Origin of the sequence: Cellulomonas alba, assembly GCF_030362835.1 — a bacterium.
Taxonomy (GTDB): domain Bacteria; phylum Actinomycetota; class Actinomycetes; order Actinomycetales; family Cellulomonadaceae; genus Cellulomonas; species Cellulomonas alba.
The window spans coordinates 1,804,003-1,818,609 of sequence record NZ_JAUCGQ010000001.1; the positions used below are offsets into that span (position 1 = coordinate 1,804,003).

General features: G+C 76.5%; 14 protein-coding genes. 9 read left to right on the top strand and 5 right to left on the bottom strand.

What is annotated here, in order from left to right; translation table 11 throughout:
- Positions 1 to 12: 12 nt before the first annotated feature.
- Positions 13 to 1,281 (bottom strand): glutamyl-tRNA reductase, encoded by a 1,269-nt coding sequence (locus QRT04_RS08285; RefSeq protein WP_289454745.1) that lies wholly within the window; start codon positions 1,279 to 1,281, stop codon positions 13 to 15.
- Positions 1,282 to 1,327: 46 nt separating this feature from the next.
- Here QRT04_RS08285 and hemE point away from each other — a divergent pair, with 46 nt between their 5' ends.
- From hemE to hemL, 6 genes are all read left to right on the top strand, one after another.
- On the top strand, positions 1,328 to 2,401 hold the full coding sequence (gene hemE / locus QRT04_RS08290; RefSeq protein ID WP_289454746.1) for a uroporphyrinogen decarboxylase: 1,074 nt from the start codon (positions 1,328 to 1,330) through the stop codon (positions 2,399 to 2,401).
- Positions 2,398 to 3,918: a protoporphyrinogen/coproporphyrinogen oxidase gene (locus QRT04_RS08295; RefSeq protein WP_289454747.1), complete on the top strand. Its 1,521-nt coding sequence runs from the start codon at positions 2,398 to 2,400 to the stop codon at positions 3,916 to 3,918. The genes hemE and QRT04_RS08295 overlap by 4 nt, the downstream gene beginning before the upstream one ends.
- 151 nt (positions 3,919 to 4,069) lie before the next feature.
- A complete protein-coding gene (hemC, locus tag QRT04_RS08300; protein ID WP_289454748.1) occupies positions 4,070 to 5,077 on the top strand; it encodes a hydroxymethylbilane synthase in 1,008 nt (335 codons plus the stop codon).
- Entirely contained in the window at positions 5,074 to 5,979 is a 906-nt protein-coding gene (locus QRT04_RS08305) for a uroporphyrinogen-III synthase (RefSeq protein ID WP_289454749.1), read from the top strand. The genes hemC and QRT04_RS08305 overlap by 4 nt, the downstream gene beginning before the upstream one ends.
- Positions 5,976 to 6,980, top strand: coding sequence for a porphobilinogen synthase (gene hemB, locus QRT04_RS08310; RefSeq protein ID WP_289454750.1), 1,005 nt, complete (start codon positions 5,976 to 5,978; stop codon positions 6,978 to 6,980). The genes QRT04_RS08305 and hemB overlap by 4 nt, the downstream gene beginning before the upstream one ends.
- Entirely contained in the window at positions 6,977 to 8,365 is a 1,389-nt protein-coding gene (hemL, locus tag QRT04_RS08315) for a glutamate-1-semialdehyde 2,1-aminomutase (protein ID WP_289454751.1), read from the top strand. The genes hemB and hemL overlap by 4 nt, the downstream gene beginning before the upstream one ends.
- A 207-nt stretch (positions 8,366 to 8,572) precedes the next feature.
- Here the strand turns inward: hemL and QRT04_RS08320 are convergent, their stop codons facing one another.
- Positions 8,573 to 9,508, bottom strand: a complete 936-nt coding sequence (locus QRT04_RS08320) for a sulfite exporter TauE/SafE family protein (RefSeq protein ID WP_289454752.1) — start codon at positions 9,506 to 9,508, stop codon at positions 8,573 to 8,575.
- A 286-nt stretch (positions 9,509 to 9,794) separates the two neighbouring features.
- The gene (locus tag QRT04_RS08325) at positions 9,795 to 10,253 is read right to left on the bottom strand and encodes an RrF2 family transcriptional regulator (RefSeq protein ID WP_289454753.1); all 459 of its coding nucleotides are present in this window, start codon (positions 10,251 to 10,253) and stop codon (positions 9,795 to 9,797) included.
- A 46-nt stretch (positions 10,254 to 10,299) separates the two neighbouring features.
- On the opposite strand from QRT04_RS08325, the gene QRT04_RS08330 reads away from it, so the two are divergent.
- The 3 genes from QRT04_RS08330 (at position 10,300) to QRT04_RS08340 (ending at position 13,507) form a co-directional block, all read left to right on the top strand.
- Positions 10,300 to 10,614: a metal-sensitive transcriptional regulator gene (locus QRT04_RS08330; RefSeq protein ID WP_407653572.1), complete on the top strand. Its 315-nt coding sequence runs from the start codon at positions 10,300 to 10,302 to the stop codon at positions 10,612 to 10,614.
- 24 nt (positions 10,615 to 10,638) lie between these two features.
- Positions 10,639 to 10,869: a heavy-metal-associated domain-containing protein gene (locus tag QRT04_RS08335; protein WP_289454755.1), complete on the top strand. Its 231-nt coding sequence runs from the start codon at positions 10,639 to 10,641 to the stop codon at positions 10,867 to 10,869.
- Positions 10,870 to 10,933: 64 nt separating this feature from the next.
- Positions 10,934 to 13,507: a heavy metal translocating P-type ATPase gene (locus QRT04_RS08340; RefSeq protein ID WP_289454756.1), complete on the top strand. Its 2,574-nt coding sequence runs from the start codon at positions 10,934 to 10,936 to the stop codon at positions 13,505 to 13,507.
- Between the two features lie 63 nt (positions 13,508 to 13,570).
- On the opposite strand, the gene QRT04_RS08345 is transcribed toward QRT04_RS08340, so the two are convergent.
- A complete protein-coding gene (locus QRT04_RS08345; protein WP_289454757.1) occupies positions 13,571 to 13,861 on the bottom strand; it encodes a transcriptional regulator in 291 nt (96 codons plus the stop codon).
- Complete coding sequence (locus QRT04_RS08350; protein WP_289454758.1) at positions 13,854 to 14,495, bottom strand: hypothetical protein; 642 nt, start codon at positions 14,493 to 14,495, stop codon at positions 13,854 to 13,856. The genes QRT04_RS08345 and QRT04_RS08350 overlap by 8 nt, the downstream gene beginning before the upstream one ends.
- Between the last annotated feature and the right edge of the window lie 112 nt (positions 14,496 to 14,607).

Consider the following 14,607-nt stretch of genomic DNA (forward strand, 5'->3'; position numbering starts at 1 on the left):
CGACCCGGCGGGTCAGACGAGCGTCGGCTCGGGCGCGGCCGCCGCGTCGACCACGGGCGCCTCGATCGCCGCGAGCTCGGCGAGTGCCGCGGCGTAGGCCGCGGTGTCCCCGGCCCGCGCGGCCTCGCGGGCCCGGACCGTCGGGCCGTGCAGCTGTGTGCGCGTCCGGCGCCGCAGCGACCGGGCCGCGCGCTCGTCGGCCGGCGCGGCGCCCAGCGACGCCTCCAGGGCCCCCAGCACGCGCGTCCGCTCGGCGACGACGGCCGGGTTCCACTCGCGCACGCGGCGGTCGGCCTCGTAGTCCGCGGCGGCAGTGCGCACGAGGTCGCGGGCGCCCGCGACGGCCGCGTGCTCGGCGGGCGCCTGCTGCGCGACGGACATCAGCGTGACGAGCCGCACGCCGGGCAGGTCGCCGACGCCGGGGTCGACGTCGTGCCGCAGCGCGAGGTCGACGACCGTCAGCGGCCTGGCGTCCCCGCCGCGCGCCGCGGCGAGCGCCCCGACCTCGAGCAGTGAGCCCGCGGCGCCGCTGCACGAGACGACGAGGTCGACGCCCGCCGCCTCGGTCGCGAGGTCCGCGCCGTGCCGGATCGCGGCGACGCCGCGCGCCGACGCGAACTGGGCGGCCCGCCCGCTGGCGGAGAACACCCGGACCGAGCCGCAGCCGCGGGCCTTGAGCGCCGCGAGCGACGCACCCGCGTACGAGCCGGTGCCGACGAGGACGCACGAGACCTCGGACCAGTCGGGCAGTCCGTCCTCGGCGATGTCCAGCGCGACACCGACCACGGACCGCCCGGTCGCGCCGAGCCCCGTCGCGCCCTCGACCGACCGCGACACGCGGGAGGCCGCCTGGAACAGGGACTCGAGGCCGCCCGTCGTCGTGCCGTCCCGGCGGGCCGCCGTCAGCGCGCGGCGCACCTGGCCCGCGATCTCACGCTCGCCCACCACCATCGACTCGAGCCCGCTCGCGACGGCGAACAGGTGCGCGGCCGCGTCGGTGTCGAGCAGCGCCGGGAGATGCGCGGCGACTCGCTCGGGCGCGTAGCCGGAGCGGCCGGCGACGGCGGTCGCGGCGGCGGCGCGGGCGGCCTCGGCGTGCTGCGCGTCGTCCACCTCGAGGTACAGCTCGAACCGGTTGCACGTCGCGAGCACGACGGCACCCCGGATCGAGGGCGAGGCCGCCACGAGCTCCCGGCCGACGGCGTGCGTGTCTGCGGAGAGACGCTCCAGCACGGTGAGGTCGAGGTCGTGGTGGCTCGCGACAAGGGACAGCAGCACCACGGGGCCGATTTAATCACCCCAGGATTTGTCGGGCAGAATCGCCCACGTGAGCCTTCCCGACAACCATCCGCTGATCGACGGCCGCACCACGCATTCTCCGCTGGTCGCCGCATATTCCGGGGCCCGCCCGAGCCGACGCCCGGTGTGGTTCATGCGACAGGCCGGGCGGTCGCTGCCCGAGTACCGCGAGCTGCGCGCCGACGTCCCGATGCTCGACGCGTGCCTCGACCCCGCGATGGCGTCGGAGATCACGCTGCAGCCCGTGCGGCGGCACGACGTGGACGCCGCCATCTTCTTCTCGGACATCGTGGTGCCGCTGCGGCTCGCGGGGGTCGACGTCGAGATCAAGCCGGGCGTCGGGCCCGTCATGGGCGCGCCCGTCCGCACCGCTGACGACGTGGCGCGGCTCGGTGCGCTGACGCCCGACGCGCTGACGCCGGTCGCGGAGGGCGTCGCCCGGACGGTGGCGGCGCTGGGCGGGACACCGCTGATCGGGTTCGCCGGCGCGCCCTTCACGCTGGCCGCGTACCTCGTCGAGGGTGGGCCCTCGCGTGACCACCTCGCGGCCCGCACGCTGATGCACGCCGACCCGGAGACCTGGGAGGCGCTCACCACCTGGGCCGCCGACGTGACCGGCCAGTTCCTGCGGGCGCAGGTGCTCGCCGGCGCGAGCGCGGCGCAGCTCTTCGACTCGTGGGCCGGCGCGCTGAGCCTCGCGGACTACGTCGACCGTGTGGCGCCGGCGAGCGCCCGCGCGCTCTCCCACGTCGCCGACCTCGGCATCCGCAAGGTCCACTTCGGCACCGGGACGAGCGAGCTCCTGGGCGCGATGCGTGACGTCGGCGCGGACGTCGTCGGCGTCGACTACCGGCTCCCGCTCGACGAGGCGAACCGCCGGCTCGGGGGCACCACGCCGCTCCAGGGCAACATCGACCCGGCTCTGCTCGCGGCGCCGTGGCCCGTGCTCGAGGCGCACGTGCGGGACGTCGTCACGCGCGGCGCGCAGGCGCCCGGCCACGTGGTCAACCTCGGCCATGGCGTGCCGCCGGAGACGAACCCCGACGTGCTGACGCGGGTCGCCCAGCTGGTCCACGACCTGCCGCTCGACGACCGGCCGTGACGACGACGGCCGGTCCGACGCCCGCCGGGACCGTCGAGCGCTGGGACGCCGTCGTCGTCGGTGGCGGCGTGGCCGGTCTGGTCGCGGCGCGCGAGCTCGGCATCGCGGGCCTGCGGGTGCTCGTGCTCGAGGCGCGCGACGCGGCCGGCGGCGCGGTGCGCGCACACACGGTCGCCGGCATCCGGCTCGACGCCGGCGCGGAGTCCTTCGCGACGCGGGGCGGCACGGTCGCCGCGCTGGTCGACGAGCTCGGCCTCGCCGGCCGGCTCGCGGCGCCCGAGCCCAGTGGCTCGTGGGTCCACCTGCCCTCGGGCGACGGACCGCTGCCGCGCACCGGCCTGCTCGGCATCCCGTCGGAGCCCGGGGCCGACGACGTGCGGCGCACCCTCGGCGCGTTCGGCGCGTGGCGCGCACGGCTCGACCTGCTGCTGCCGGAGCGCATCGGGGCGCGTGCCACGACCCTCGGCGACCTGGTCCGCGCGCGCATGGGCCGGCGGGTGCTGGACCGGCTGGTGCGGCCGATCGTCGGCGGCGTCCACGCAGCCGAGCCCGACGGCCTCGCGATCGACGCGGTCGCGCCCGGACTGAGCGCGGCACGCGCGGCGAGCGGCGGGTCGCTGGCCCGCGCGGTGGTGCGGCTGCGGTCCGCGGCGCCCGCGGGCTCGGCGGTGCTGGGCCTCGACGGCGGGCTGCACGTGCTGGTCGACGCGCTCACGGCGGACCTCGCGGCCCGCGGCGGCGAGCTGCGGCTGCGCACCTCGGCGACGTCGCTGACGCAGGACCCGGGCGGCCAGGCGTACCGCGTCGAGGCGCGCGGCCGGACCGGCACCTCCGCGATCGTGACGCCCCGCGTCGTGCTCGCGACGCCGGCGGCACCCGCGCTCGCGGCGGGTCTGGCGCCCGCGCTGGCCGACGTGCGGCTCGACGACGGCGCGCTGGTCACGCTCGTCACGCTCGTGCTCGACGAGCCCGCACTGGACGGAGCGCCGCGCGGCACCGGGGTCCTGGTCGCGCGCGAGGCGCGGGACGTGCAGGCCAAGGCGCTGACGCACGCGACCGCGAAGTGGGCGTGGACGGCTCGCGCGGCGGGGGCCGGCCGGCACGTGGTGCGGCTGTCGTACGGGCGCGCCGACGACGAGACTGCCCCGGGCGCGGCCACGGGGGCGGCCGGCGGGGCCACGGCAGCCGACGCGACGGCCCGCACCCCGCGCGGCGGCACCGGGCCCGAGCCGGGCGACGACGCCCTGGTCGAGACGGCCCTCGCCGACGCGTCGGTGCTGCTCGGCGTCCCGCTCGACGCGCAGCGCGTCGCGGGCCACGCGATCGTCCGCTGGTCGCAGTCGCTGCCCCGACCGAGCGCCGCCCATCGGGACGCGGTCGCGTCCGTCCGGCGTGCCGTCGCCGGTCTGCCCGGCGTGGCCGTGTGCGGCGCGTGGGTCGCGGGCAACGGGCTCGCGTCGGTCGTCCCGGACGCCCGCGAGGCGGCGCGTGCACTGGCGCGTCGGAATTCGTTCTGACAATACGTCGCGAACACGCCACGAAATGGCGCACGTCACATTCTCCGGCGCATTTCCTGACGGCTCGTCAGAACAGTGTCGGGGGTCACATTCCTCACAGTCCACCCGCCGATTTCGACACCTGCCCGGCGGCGGAGGGAGACTGGGTGCCATGCCCCAGCTCGTCCGGATCGGCACGCGCGCCAGCGCGCTCGCGCTCACGCAGACCGGCCACGTCGCCGACGACCTCGCGTCGCTCGCCGACCTGACCGTCGAGACCGTGCGCGTCCGCACCGACGGCGACCGCCTGACGGGCTCGCTCGCGTCGCTCGGCGGCACCGGCGTCTTCGTCACCGCGCTGCGCGACGCGCTGCTCGAGGGGCGCTGCGACGTGGCCGTCCACTCGCTCAAGGACCTGCCGACGGCCGACGCGCCCGGCCTGACGATCGCGGCGGTGCCGCCGCGCGAGGACCCGCGGGACGCGCTGTGCGCGCGCGACGGCCTCACGCTCGCCGGATTGCCCGCGGGTGCGCGCGTCGGCACGGGCGCGCCGCGCCGCGCCGCGCAGCTGCGCGCCGCGCGGCCGGACCTCGACGTGGTCGACATCCGCGGCAACGTCGACACCCGCCTGGGCCGCGTCGCGGGCTCGACAGCCGGGCCGGGCGACCTCGACGCCGTGGTGCTCGCGCGCGCGGGGCTCGCGCGACTCGGCCGGCTCGAAGCCGTCACGGAGGTCTTCGACGCCGACGTGCTCGCGCCCGCACCCGGGCAGGGCGCGCTGGCCGTCGAGGTGCGCTCGGACGTGGATCCCGCCGGCGAGCTCGCGCGGGCCCTGCGCGCGCTCGACCACCGGCCCACGCGGCTCGCGGTCCTCGCGGAGCGCGCGCTGCTCGCACGGCTCGAGGCGGGGTGCGCCGCTCCCGTCGGCGCGGCGGCCGCCCTCGGCGACGACGGCGTGCTGCGGCTCGAGGCGGTCGTGGTCCGGCCCGACGGCGCGGCGAGCCTGCGCCGCGAGGCGACCGCCGCGCTCACACCCGTCGCAGACGAGGACGGCCGCGCTGACGACGACGCGGCCCGCGCATCCGACGAGGCGGCCGCCCGCGCGCTCGGAGCGGAGGTCGCGGACGAGCTGCTCGCGGCCGGCGCGGCGGAGCTCGCCGACCTGGCGGCGAGCCGATGAGGGTGCCGCGCACGCCGCTGAGCCAGCCCGCCCTGACGGCGTGGGCGGATCGCGTCGCGCGCGGCGAGATCGACCCCGCGGCCAGCCCGATCGCAGGCTGGCCCGTGCTCGTGCCGCGGCCGTCCGGTGCCTCGAGCCCGGCCGTCGCCGCGCTCGCCGCGGTGGGCGCCGAGCCGCTCGTCGTGCCCCTGATCGAGACGGTGCCGCCCGACGACCCGACCGAGCTCGACGACCTGCTGCTCGCGCTCGGCTCCGGCTGGTACGGCTGGCTCGTCGTGACGAGCGCCGCGGCCGTGCCGGTGCTCGTCGACCGCGCCGCCGAGGTCGGACAGCCGCTGGCGGAGCTCGTGGCCGACGGCCGTGTGCACGTCGCCGCCGTCGGTCCGGGCACCGAGCGCGCGCTCCGTGCCGCGGGCGTGGCCGTGGACCTCGTCCCCGCCGGCGCCTCGAGCGCCGCGGCCCTGCTGGACGCGTGGCCCGCACCCGAGCCGGAGCGTCCGACGCACGTGCTTTTCCCTCGCGGCGACCTCGCTGCGGCGACGCTCGCCGACGGCCTGCGGGCGCGCGGGTGGGACGTCGACGACGTGGTCGCCTACCGGACGGTGCCCGCCGCGGCGCCGCCCGACGACGTCCGCACCGCCTGGTCCGACGGGACGGTGCGCGCAGCGCTCCTGACGTCCGCGAGCACCGTCCGAGCGCTCGTCGACGCGCTCGGCGCCCCGCCGCCCGGCACGCTGCTCGTCGCGATCGGCCCGAGCACCGCCCGCGAGGCCGAGCGGCTCGGGCTGCCGCTCGCTGCCGTCGCGACCGAGCAGACCATGGCCGGCCTGGTCGACGCGCTCGTCGGCGCCGCCGCCCATGCCATTCCGACCCCGCCCCCCGTCACCGAGGAGACGCCGTGACCACGCCCCCCACCGGCCGTCCCGGACGCATCCGCCCGCGTCGCCTGCGGCAGAGCCCCGCGGTCCGTCGGCTGCTCGCCGAGACGCGCGTCCACCCGGCCGAGCTCGTGCTCCCGGTCTTCGTCCGCGAGGGGCTGGCCGAGCCGCGGCCCATCCCGTCGATGCCGGGCGTCGTCCAGCACACGCGCGACTCGCTCCGCAAGGCGGTCGCCGAGGCCGCGGGCGCCGGCCTGGGCGGCGTCATGCTGTTCGCGGTCCCCGAGCACCGCGACGCGGTCGGCTCCGCGGCGACCGACCCCGACGGCATCCTCAACCTCGCCATCGCCGACGCGGTCGCGGAGGCGGGCGACGCGCTCGTCGTGCAGGCCGACCTGTGCCTCGACGAGTTCACCGACCACGGCCACTGCGGCGTGCTCGACGCGCGCGGGCGGGTCGACAACGACGCGACGCTCGTCCGGTACGCCGACATGGCTCTCGCGCAGGCCGAGGCGGGCGCCCACCTCGTCGGGCTCTCCGGGATGATGGACGGCCAGACCGGCGTGGTCCGCGACGCGCTCGACGCGGCCGGGCACCACGACACCCTCGTCCTCGCCTACGCCGCCAAGTACGCGTCGGCGTTCTACGGGCCGTTCCGCGACGCCGTCGAGTCCGCGCTCGAGGGCGACCGCCGCACCTACCAGATGGATCCGGCCAACCGTCGTGAGGCGGCGCGCGAGGTGCTCCTCGACGTCGGGGAGGGCGCCGACGTCGTCATGGTCAAGCCCGCGCTCGCCTACCTGGACGTGCTCGCGGACGTCGCCGCGTCGTCTCCCGTGCCGGTCTCGGCCTACCAGGTCTCCGGCGAGTACGCCATGATCGAGGCCGCCGCCGCGCAGGGCTGGATCGACCGAAAGAGGGCAGTGGTCGAGTCCGTGCTCAGCATCCGTCGCGCCGGTGCCGATCATGTGCTGACGTACTTTGCGCTGGAGCTGGCCGGCTGGCTGGCGGAGGAGATCCGATGACGAGCGAGGCGGGCGTGACGACGGCGTCGTGGACCGATGACGCGGAGCCGGAGGGCTCGGCCACGTCCGCGAGCGACGCAGCCTTCGACCGTGCGCGCCACGTGACACCCGGTGGGGTGAACTCACCCGTGCGGGCGTACGGCTCCGTCGGCGGCACGCCGCGGTTCCTCGCGTCGGCGCGGGGCGCGTACGTGACGGACGTCGACGGGCGCGAGTACGTCGACCTCGTCGGCTCGTGGGGCCCCGCGCTGCTCGGGCACGCGCACCCCGCGGTCGTCGACGCCGTGCAGGCCGCCGCGGCGCGCGGACTGAGCTTCGGCGCGCCGACCGAGGCCGAGATCGAGCTCGCCGCGGAGGTCCGCCACCGCGTGCCCCCGGCCGAGCAGGTCCGCCTCGTCTCGACCGGCACCGAGGCGACCATGACGGCGCTGCGCCTGGCGCGGGCGGCCACCGGCCGCGACCTCGTCGTCAAGTTCGCCGGCTGCTACCACGGGCACGTCGACGCGCTGCTGGCGTCGGCCGGCTCGGGCGTCGCGACGCTGGCGCTCCCCGACTCCGCCGGCGTCTCGAGCGCCGTCGCCGCCGAGACGATCGTTCTTCCCTACAACGATCTCGCCGCCGTCGAGGCGGCGTTCGCCGCGCAGCCCGGTCGCATCGCCGCCGTCATCACCGAGGCGTCGCCCGCCAACATGGGCGTCGTCCCGCCGCTGCCCGGCTTCAACGCCGAGCTGCGCCGCATCACGTCCGAGCACGGCGCGCTGCTGATCCAGGACGAGGTACTGACCGGCTTCCGCGTCGGGTACTCCGGCTGGTGGGGGCTCGAGGGGCTCGCCGAGGGCTGGGCGCCCGACCTGCTGACGTTCGGCAAGGTGATCGGTGGTGGCCTGCCGGTCGCGGCCGTCGGTGGTCGGCGTGACGTGATGCGCCAGCTCGCGCCCGTCGGTCCCGTCTACCAGGCGGGCACGCTGTCCGGGAACCCCGTGGCGACGGCCGCCGGGCTCGCGACGCTGCGGCTCGCAGGCCTCGACGTCTACGCCACGATCGACGCCGCCGCCGCGCGCCTGCGCGGTGCGCTGTCCGAGTCGCTCGCCGCCGAGGGCGTCCCGCACGCCGTCCAGTGGGCCGGCAGCCTGTTCAGCACGATGTTCGGCGACGCCGCCGCCTCCGAGGGGGCCCGCGACTACGCGTCCGTGCTCGCCACCGAGTCGTGGCGGTACCGGCCGTTCTTCCACGCGCTGCTCGACGCCGGGGTGTACGCGCCGCCGTCGCCGTTCGAGGCCTGGTTCGTCTCGGCCGCGCACGACGACGCCGCGCTGTCGCGCATCGAGGAGGCCCTTCCGGCGGCGGCGCGCGCTGCCGCGAAGGCCACCGCGCCGGCGGCCTAGACACCCTGCCGCACCCCTCGCGCCGGGATCCGCGCGTCGGGGTGCGCCTCGGCGCGCTCACGTGTCCGGCAACGAACAACGCCGCGACGAGGTGACTGTGAAGTCACGCGTCGGCGGCGTTGTTCGACGTCGGCGGGCGAAGTGCGGCGTGGCTCGAGAACGGGCAGGGACCTCGGGGCCCGGTGGGGTGCGTCGCCGCCTGGGCGTTCAGGCCGTGATGGCGGCGTTCGCGACGGGCTCGTCGGCTGAGGCGATCGCCTCGAGCTCCGCCGTCTCGGCCGCCTCCTCGCGGCGCCAGGCGCGGACCGACCACACGATCGCCGCCGCCCACACCGCCGCGACGAGCGCCAGGACGACCGCCTGCGCGGGCGTGCCGCCGAGCGCGGTGTGGTGCAGCAGCGACCGCACGTTCGTCACCACGATGAGGCCGCCGACGGCGGAGCCGAGGATGCGCGGCGGGATCACGCGCACGAGCCACGCGGCGATGGGGGCCGCGACGACGCCGCCGACGAGCAGCGCCGCGACCCACTTCCAGTCGATGCCGGCGGAGCCGAGCGACAGGAAGAAGCCGGCACTCGCGGCGATCGAGACGAGGAACTCGGAGGTGTCGATCGAGCCGATGACCTTGCGCGGCTCCATCCGTCCGGACGCCAGCAGGGCGGGCGTCCCGACAGGTCCCCAGCCGCCGCCACCGGTCGCGTCCACGAAGCCCGCGAACAGGCCGAGCGGGCCGAGGAACCGCTTGCGGAGCGGCAGGCCGACGCGGTCCTTGCGCAGCCCGAACAGCGTGAACCGCACGAGCAGGTAGGTGCCGAGCGCCAGCAGGATCGCGGACATCACGGGAGCGGCAGCGTCGGTGGACAGCCGGGAGAGCACCGTGGCGCCGAGGAACGAGCCGATCGCGCCGGGGACGCCGACGCGCAGCACGACCTTCCAGTCGACGTTGCCGAACCGCCAGTGCGAGACGCCCGACGCGAGCGTCGTGCCGATCTCCGAGAGGTGGACCGTGGCGGACGCCGCTGCCGGGTTGGTGCCGATCGCGAGGAGCAGGGTCGAGGACGTCACGCCGTACGCCATGCCGAGGCTGCCGTCGACCAGCTGCGCGAGCAGGCCCACGACGGCGAGCAGGACGAGCGAGGGCACGGGGGGACCGCCTCAGATCGGGAACGCAATTGATCGATAATCCCGACCGTCTTGGTGCATCTCAATCCCCCGCCCACATGGCGAGATGCGCGTCCGCCACGTGGGCGCCCACCGTCGGCGCGGTCTCGGCAGCGCGCCGGGGCGTCGCCCGCCCGGAGCTCGTACCACCGCCGGGCCCCAGTCGCGGTGGCCGGGGTCGTCGTCGCGCGGGGGTCGGCGGCACAGCGGCCGCGCGGGGTCGCCGCGTCGTAGAGTGGGCGGCGGCCGGTCGACCCGGCCGCGCCGGCTACGGGTTCTCCCAGGCCCCTTCGGCCTCGGCCAGCGCGTGCACCCCGGCGGGCAGCTTCCCGCTGACGAGCGACGCGAGCGTCACCTCGTCGAGCACCTGCCGGACGCTCGAGCGCAGCGCGACCCACACCTCGAGCAGCGCCGCGGCCGACCCCTCGTACGCCAGGGACGGCGGCCGCTCGTCACGCACGGTCACCAGCGGGCCGTCGACCGCGCGGATGACGTCGGCGAGCGTCACCGCGTCGGCGCCGCGCGCGAGGCGGTAGCCGCCCGACCGACCGCGCACGCTGGTGACGATGCCGGCGCGGCGCAGGTCGCCGAGGATGCGCTCGAGGAAGCTCACCGGGATGCCCTGGCCGTCGGCCAGCACCTCCGCCGCGACCGGGTCGCCGTGCGGCGACGCCGCCAGCTCGGCGCACGCGCGCACCGCATAGTCCGCCTTCGCCGAGACCCGCATGCGCCGATTCTCGCAGCACCGGTCGTCAGGAATACCCCCTAGGGGTATGGTGTTGCGCGGACGAACCGAGGAGGAACCTGTGCACGGCTACACGGACGCGAAGGACGACTACCTCAAGCGGCTGCGCCGCATCGAGGGCCAGGTGCGCGGGATCGCGCGCATGGTCGACGAGGACACCTACTGCATCGACGTGCTGACGCAGATCGCGGCCGTCACCAAGGCGCTGCAGGCCGTGAGCATCGGCCTCGTCGAGGACCACCTCGGCCACTGCGTGGTCGACGCCGCGCGCCAGTCGCCCGAGGCCGGCGCCGCCAAGGTCCGGGAGGCGTCCGACGCGATCGCCCGCCTCGTCCGCAGCTGACACCCACACTCCGAGGAGCAACCCATGAGCACCACCACGTTCGGCGTCGACGGCATGACCTGCGGCCACTGCGTGCACCACGTGACGACGGAGCTGACCGCGATCCCCGGCGTCACCGACGTCGCGATCGACCTCGTCGTCGGCGGGTCGTCCCAGGTGACGGTGACGTCCGACGAGCCGGTCGCCGACGACGCGATCGCCGCGGCGGTCGACGAGGCGGGCTACGCGCTGACGCCGCGCCGCTCGCTGCTCTGAGCACACGCTCGCAGCGGCCGGCACGGCGGCGGGCCGTCGCGCCCGCGGAAGGGAAGGCACGAGCATGACGAACGACCCCGGCCAGAGCCCTGCGCAGGACGCGCACGTCTCGGCGGGCGGACCCGCGGACGCGCCGGTCGCCCTGATCGACCTCGCGGTCGAGGGCATGACCTGCGCGTCGTGCGTCGCGCGCGTCGAGAAGCGGCTGAACCGCGTGCCGGGCGCGACGGCGAGCGTGAACCTCGCGCTCGAGCAGGCGCACGTCGAGCTGCGGCCCGCCGCGGACGGCGCCCCGGCCGACGACGCGACACTCGTCGCCGCCGTCCGCGCCGCGGGCTACGACGCCCACGTCCTGACGCGCCGCACGCCTCGGACCACCGGCGCGACGACGGGCCACGACAGCAAGGCGCACATGGCCGGCACGACGGGCATGGCCGGCACGACGGGCACGACGGGCATGGCGGGCATGGACCCGATGGAGCACGCGCTCTCCGGGCACTCGATGGCCCCGGGGCACGACATGGACCCCGACGAGGACACGTCGGCCCCGACCGACGCGCGCGGCGCGGACCTGCGCCGGCGGCTCCGGGTCGCCGCCGTGCTGACGGTCCCGGTGGTCGCCGTCTCCATGATCCCTGCCCTGCAGCTCCGCGGCTGGCAGTGGGTCGTCGCGGCGCTCGCGCTGCCGGTCGCGGCGTGGGCGGCGTGGCCGTTCCACCGAGCGGCGGCGCGCGCGGCGCGACACGGCGCGTCGACGATGGACACGCTCGTCTCGATCGGCATCGTCGCGGCGACCGGGTGGTCGCTGTGGGCGCTGCTGCTGGGCGGCGCCGGAGAGCTCGGCATGACGATGACGCCGAGCCTGTGGCCGCGCGCCGCGCACGAGGGCACGGCACCCGAGCTGTACTTCGAGGTCGCGGCGGTCGTCACCACGTTCCTGCTCGCCGGGCGGTACCTCGAGCACCGCTCACGCCGGCGCGCGGGCGACGCACTGCGCGCGTTGCTGGACCTCGGCGCGAAGGACGTCGCGGTGCTGCGCGGCGGCGTCGAGCGGCGCATCCCGGTGACGGAGCTCGCGGTCGGCGACGAGTTCGTCGTCCGGCCCGGCGAGAAGGTCGCCACCGACGGGGTCGTCGTCCGCGGCACGAGCGCGCTCGACGAGTCGCTGCTGACCGGGGAGCCCGTGCCCGTCGACGTCGGCCCCGGCGACGAGGTGACCGGCGCGACGATCAACACGTCGGGGGCGCTCGTGGTGCGCGCGACGCGGGTCGGCGACGAGACGCGGCTCGCCCAGATCGGCCGGCTCGTCGCGCAGGCGCAGACGGGCAAGGCGCCCGTCCAGCGGCTCGCCGACCGCATCTCCGCGGTGTTCGTGCCCGTCGTGCTCGTGCTCGCGCTCGGCACCTTGGCGGTGTGGCTCGCGACCGGCGCCGGCGCGCAGCAGGCGTTCACCGCGGCGGTCGCTGTGCTGATCATCGCGTGCCCCTGCGCGCTCGGGCTCGCGACGCCGACGGCGCTGCTCGTCGGGACGGGGCGGGGCGCACAGCTCGGCGTGCTCATCAAGGGGCCCGAGGTGCTCGAGCAGACGCGCACGGTCGACACCGTGGTGCTCGACAAGACGGGCACCGTGACGCAGGGCCGCATGGCGCTGGTCGACGTGCTGCCGGCGGACGGCGAGCGTGGTGACGAGGTGCTGCGCTACGCGGCGGCCGTCGAGGCGCACGCCGAGCACCCGATCGGACGGGCCATCGCGGCCGCGGCCGGATCAGACGGCGGCGCGCCGGGGCCGGGTTCGACACCCGGACTCGGCATCGGGGCCGGCGACGGCGGCGAGACGGCTCGCGGAGCCGACGGCGTCGTCATCGGCTCCGACCAGGTTCTCGACTTCCGCGCCGAGGCCGGCTCCGGCGTCGAGGGCGTCGTCCGCACGGCGCACTCCGGCCTGGGTCTCGCGCGGCGCGTGCTGGTCGGCACGGTCGGCTGGCTGGGCGCGCAGGGTGTCGCGACCGGCGCGGTCGCGGACGACGTGCGCGCGGCGGAGGCGGACGGCGCGACCGCCGTGGTCGCCGCCTGGGACGGCCGCGCGCGCGGTGTCCTCGTGCTGCGCGACCCGGTCAAGCCGTCGTCGCGCGACGCGGTCGACGAGCTGCGGGCGCTCGGGCTGCGGCCCGTGCTCCTGACGGGCGACAACGAGGGCGCGGCACGCGCGACGGCGCGCGAGGTCTTCATCGACGACGTCGTGGCGCGCGTCCGGCCGGAGGACAAGGTGGCGACCGTCCGGCGCCTGCAGGGCGAGGGCCGGCGGGTCGCGATGGTCGGCGACGGCGTCAACGACGCCGCGGCGCTCGCGGCGGCCGACCTCGGCCTCGCGATGGGCACGGGCACCGACGTCGCCATCGAGGCCGCCGACCTCACGCTCGTGCGCGGCGACCTGCGCTCGGCCGCGCAGGCGGTGCGGCTCTCGCGGGCGACGCTGCGCGTCATCAAGCAGAACCTGTTCTGGGCGTTCGCGTACAACGTGGCGGCGCTCCCGCTGGCCGCGCTGGGGCTGCTCAACCCGATGATCGCGGGTGCTGCGATGGCGTTCTCGTCGGTGCTCGTCGTGACGAACAGCCTGCGCCTGCGCCGCTTCTCCTGACGCCGGCGCCGACGAGCCGGTCGACCTGGTCGACACCTGCGACCGGGTCGACCGGCTCGTGCGTCAGCCCAGCAGCGCGCGGAGCTGTTCGGTGTACGCCTCGAACGCGCGGCGGCCCGTCGGCGTCAGGGCGACGTACGTCGCGGGCACGCGGCCCTCGTGGGTCTTCGTCACCGCGACGTAGTCGGCCTCCTCGAGCTTGCGCAGGTGGGTCGACAGGTTGCCCGCCGTCATGTCGAGCAGCTTCTGCAGCCGCGGGAACGAGATGCTGTCGCCGGGCGCGAAGGGTGCGAGCGTCGCCACGACGCGCAGCCGCGCCTGGGCGTGGATCACGGGGTCGAGCTCGTCAGCCACGGCGTGCCCCCGGCTGCAGCAGGGCCTCGAGCGCGCCGGCGACGAGCATGCCGCCGCCGCCCGCGAGCGCCATCACCAGGTACGAGCCGGGCAGCCCGACGAGCGCCGCGGCGCCCGCGACCAGGCACATCCACGCACCGAGCCCGTACATGCCGGGCGAGCGCCACATCATGCCGCCGGCCAGGAACAGCAGCCCGACGACGAGCGCGCCGGTCGCGTTCGCGACGAGCTGGACCACGTCGTCCGACGCGCCGGCGTTCGCGAGCCCGCCGATCGTCATGCCCTGCGCGGCGTAGCCCACGACCCAGGCCCCGGCGAAGAGCGCGCCCGTGCGCGGACCGCTCCCCGCGACGCCGTGCAGCCGCCGCCGCACGTGCCAGAACGTGGCGACGAGTCCCGCCAGGACGCACGCGCCGAACACGATGGCCGACGCGGGCGACACCTCGCCGTGCCGACCGGACAGCCACATGCCGCCGTAGCCGACGAGCCAGGCGAGCCCCCACACGGTGAACAGCACCGCGTTCGACGGCCGTGCGAGCGCCGCCTGCCGCCGCTGCCGCTCGATGATCGCGAGCGCCGCCGCCGGGTCGGGCGCCAGGTCGTCCCTCTCGCGGTCCGTCTCCTGCTCGTTCATGTCGTGTCCCCTCGGAGTGCTCTGCTTTGCGTCACAAACTACTTTGTACAGCCTCAGGTGGCAAGAGGTCGGTCGAAAGGCACGTGCCGTCCCCGAAGCTGCGCTGCCCCGT

What these genes read in the sequence shown, in the direction of transcription:
- hemC (WP_289454748.1), top strand. Translation starts at nt 4,070, where the DNA reads ATGCCCCAGCTCGTCCGGATCGGCACGCGCGCCAGCGCGCTCGCGCTC.
- QRT04_RS08305 (WP_289454749.1), top strand. Translation starts at nt 5,074, where the DNA reads ATGAGGGTGCCGCGCACGCCGCTGAGCCAGCCCGCCCTGACGGCGTGG.
- hemL (WP_289454751.1), top strand. Translation starts at nt 6,977, where the DNA reads ATGACGAGCGAGGCGGGCGTGACGACGGCGTCGTGGACCGATGACGCG.
- QRT04_RS08325 (WP_289454753.1), bottom strand. Translation starts at nt 10,253, where the DNA reads ATGCGGGTCTCGGCGAAGGCGGACTATGCGGTGCGCGCGTGCGCCGAG.
- QRT04_RS08330 (WP_407653572.1), top strand. Translation starts at nt 10,300, where the DNA reads ATGGTGTTGCGCGGACGAACCGAGGAGGAACCTGTGCACGGCTACACG.
- QRT04_RS08335 (WP_289454755.1), top strand. Translation starts at nt 10,639, where the DNA reads ATGAGCACCACCACGTTCGGCGTCGACGGCATGACCTGCGGCCACTGC.
- QRT04_RS08340 (WP_289454756.1), top strand. Translation starts at nt 10,934, where the DNA reads ATGACGAACGACCCCGGCCAGAGCCCTGCGCAGGACGCGCACGTCTCG.
- QRT04_RS08350 (WP_289454758.1), bottom strand. Translation starts at nt 14,495, where the DNA reads ATGAACGAGCAGGAGACGGACCGCGAGAGGGACGACCTGGCGCCCGAC.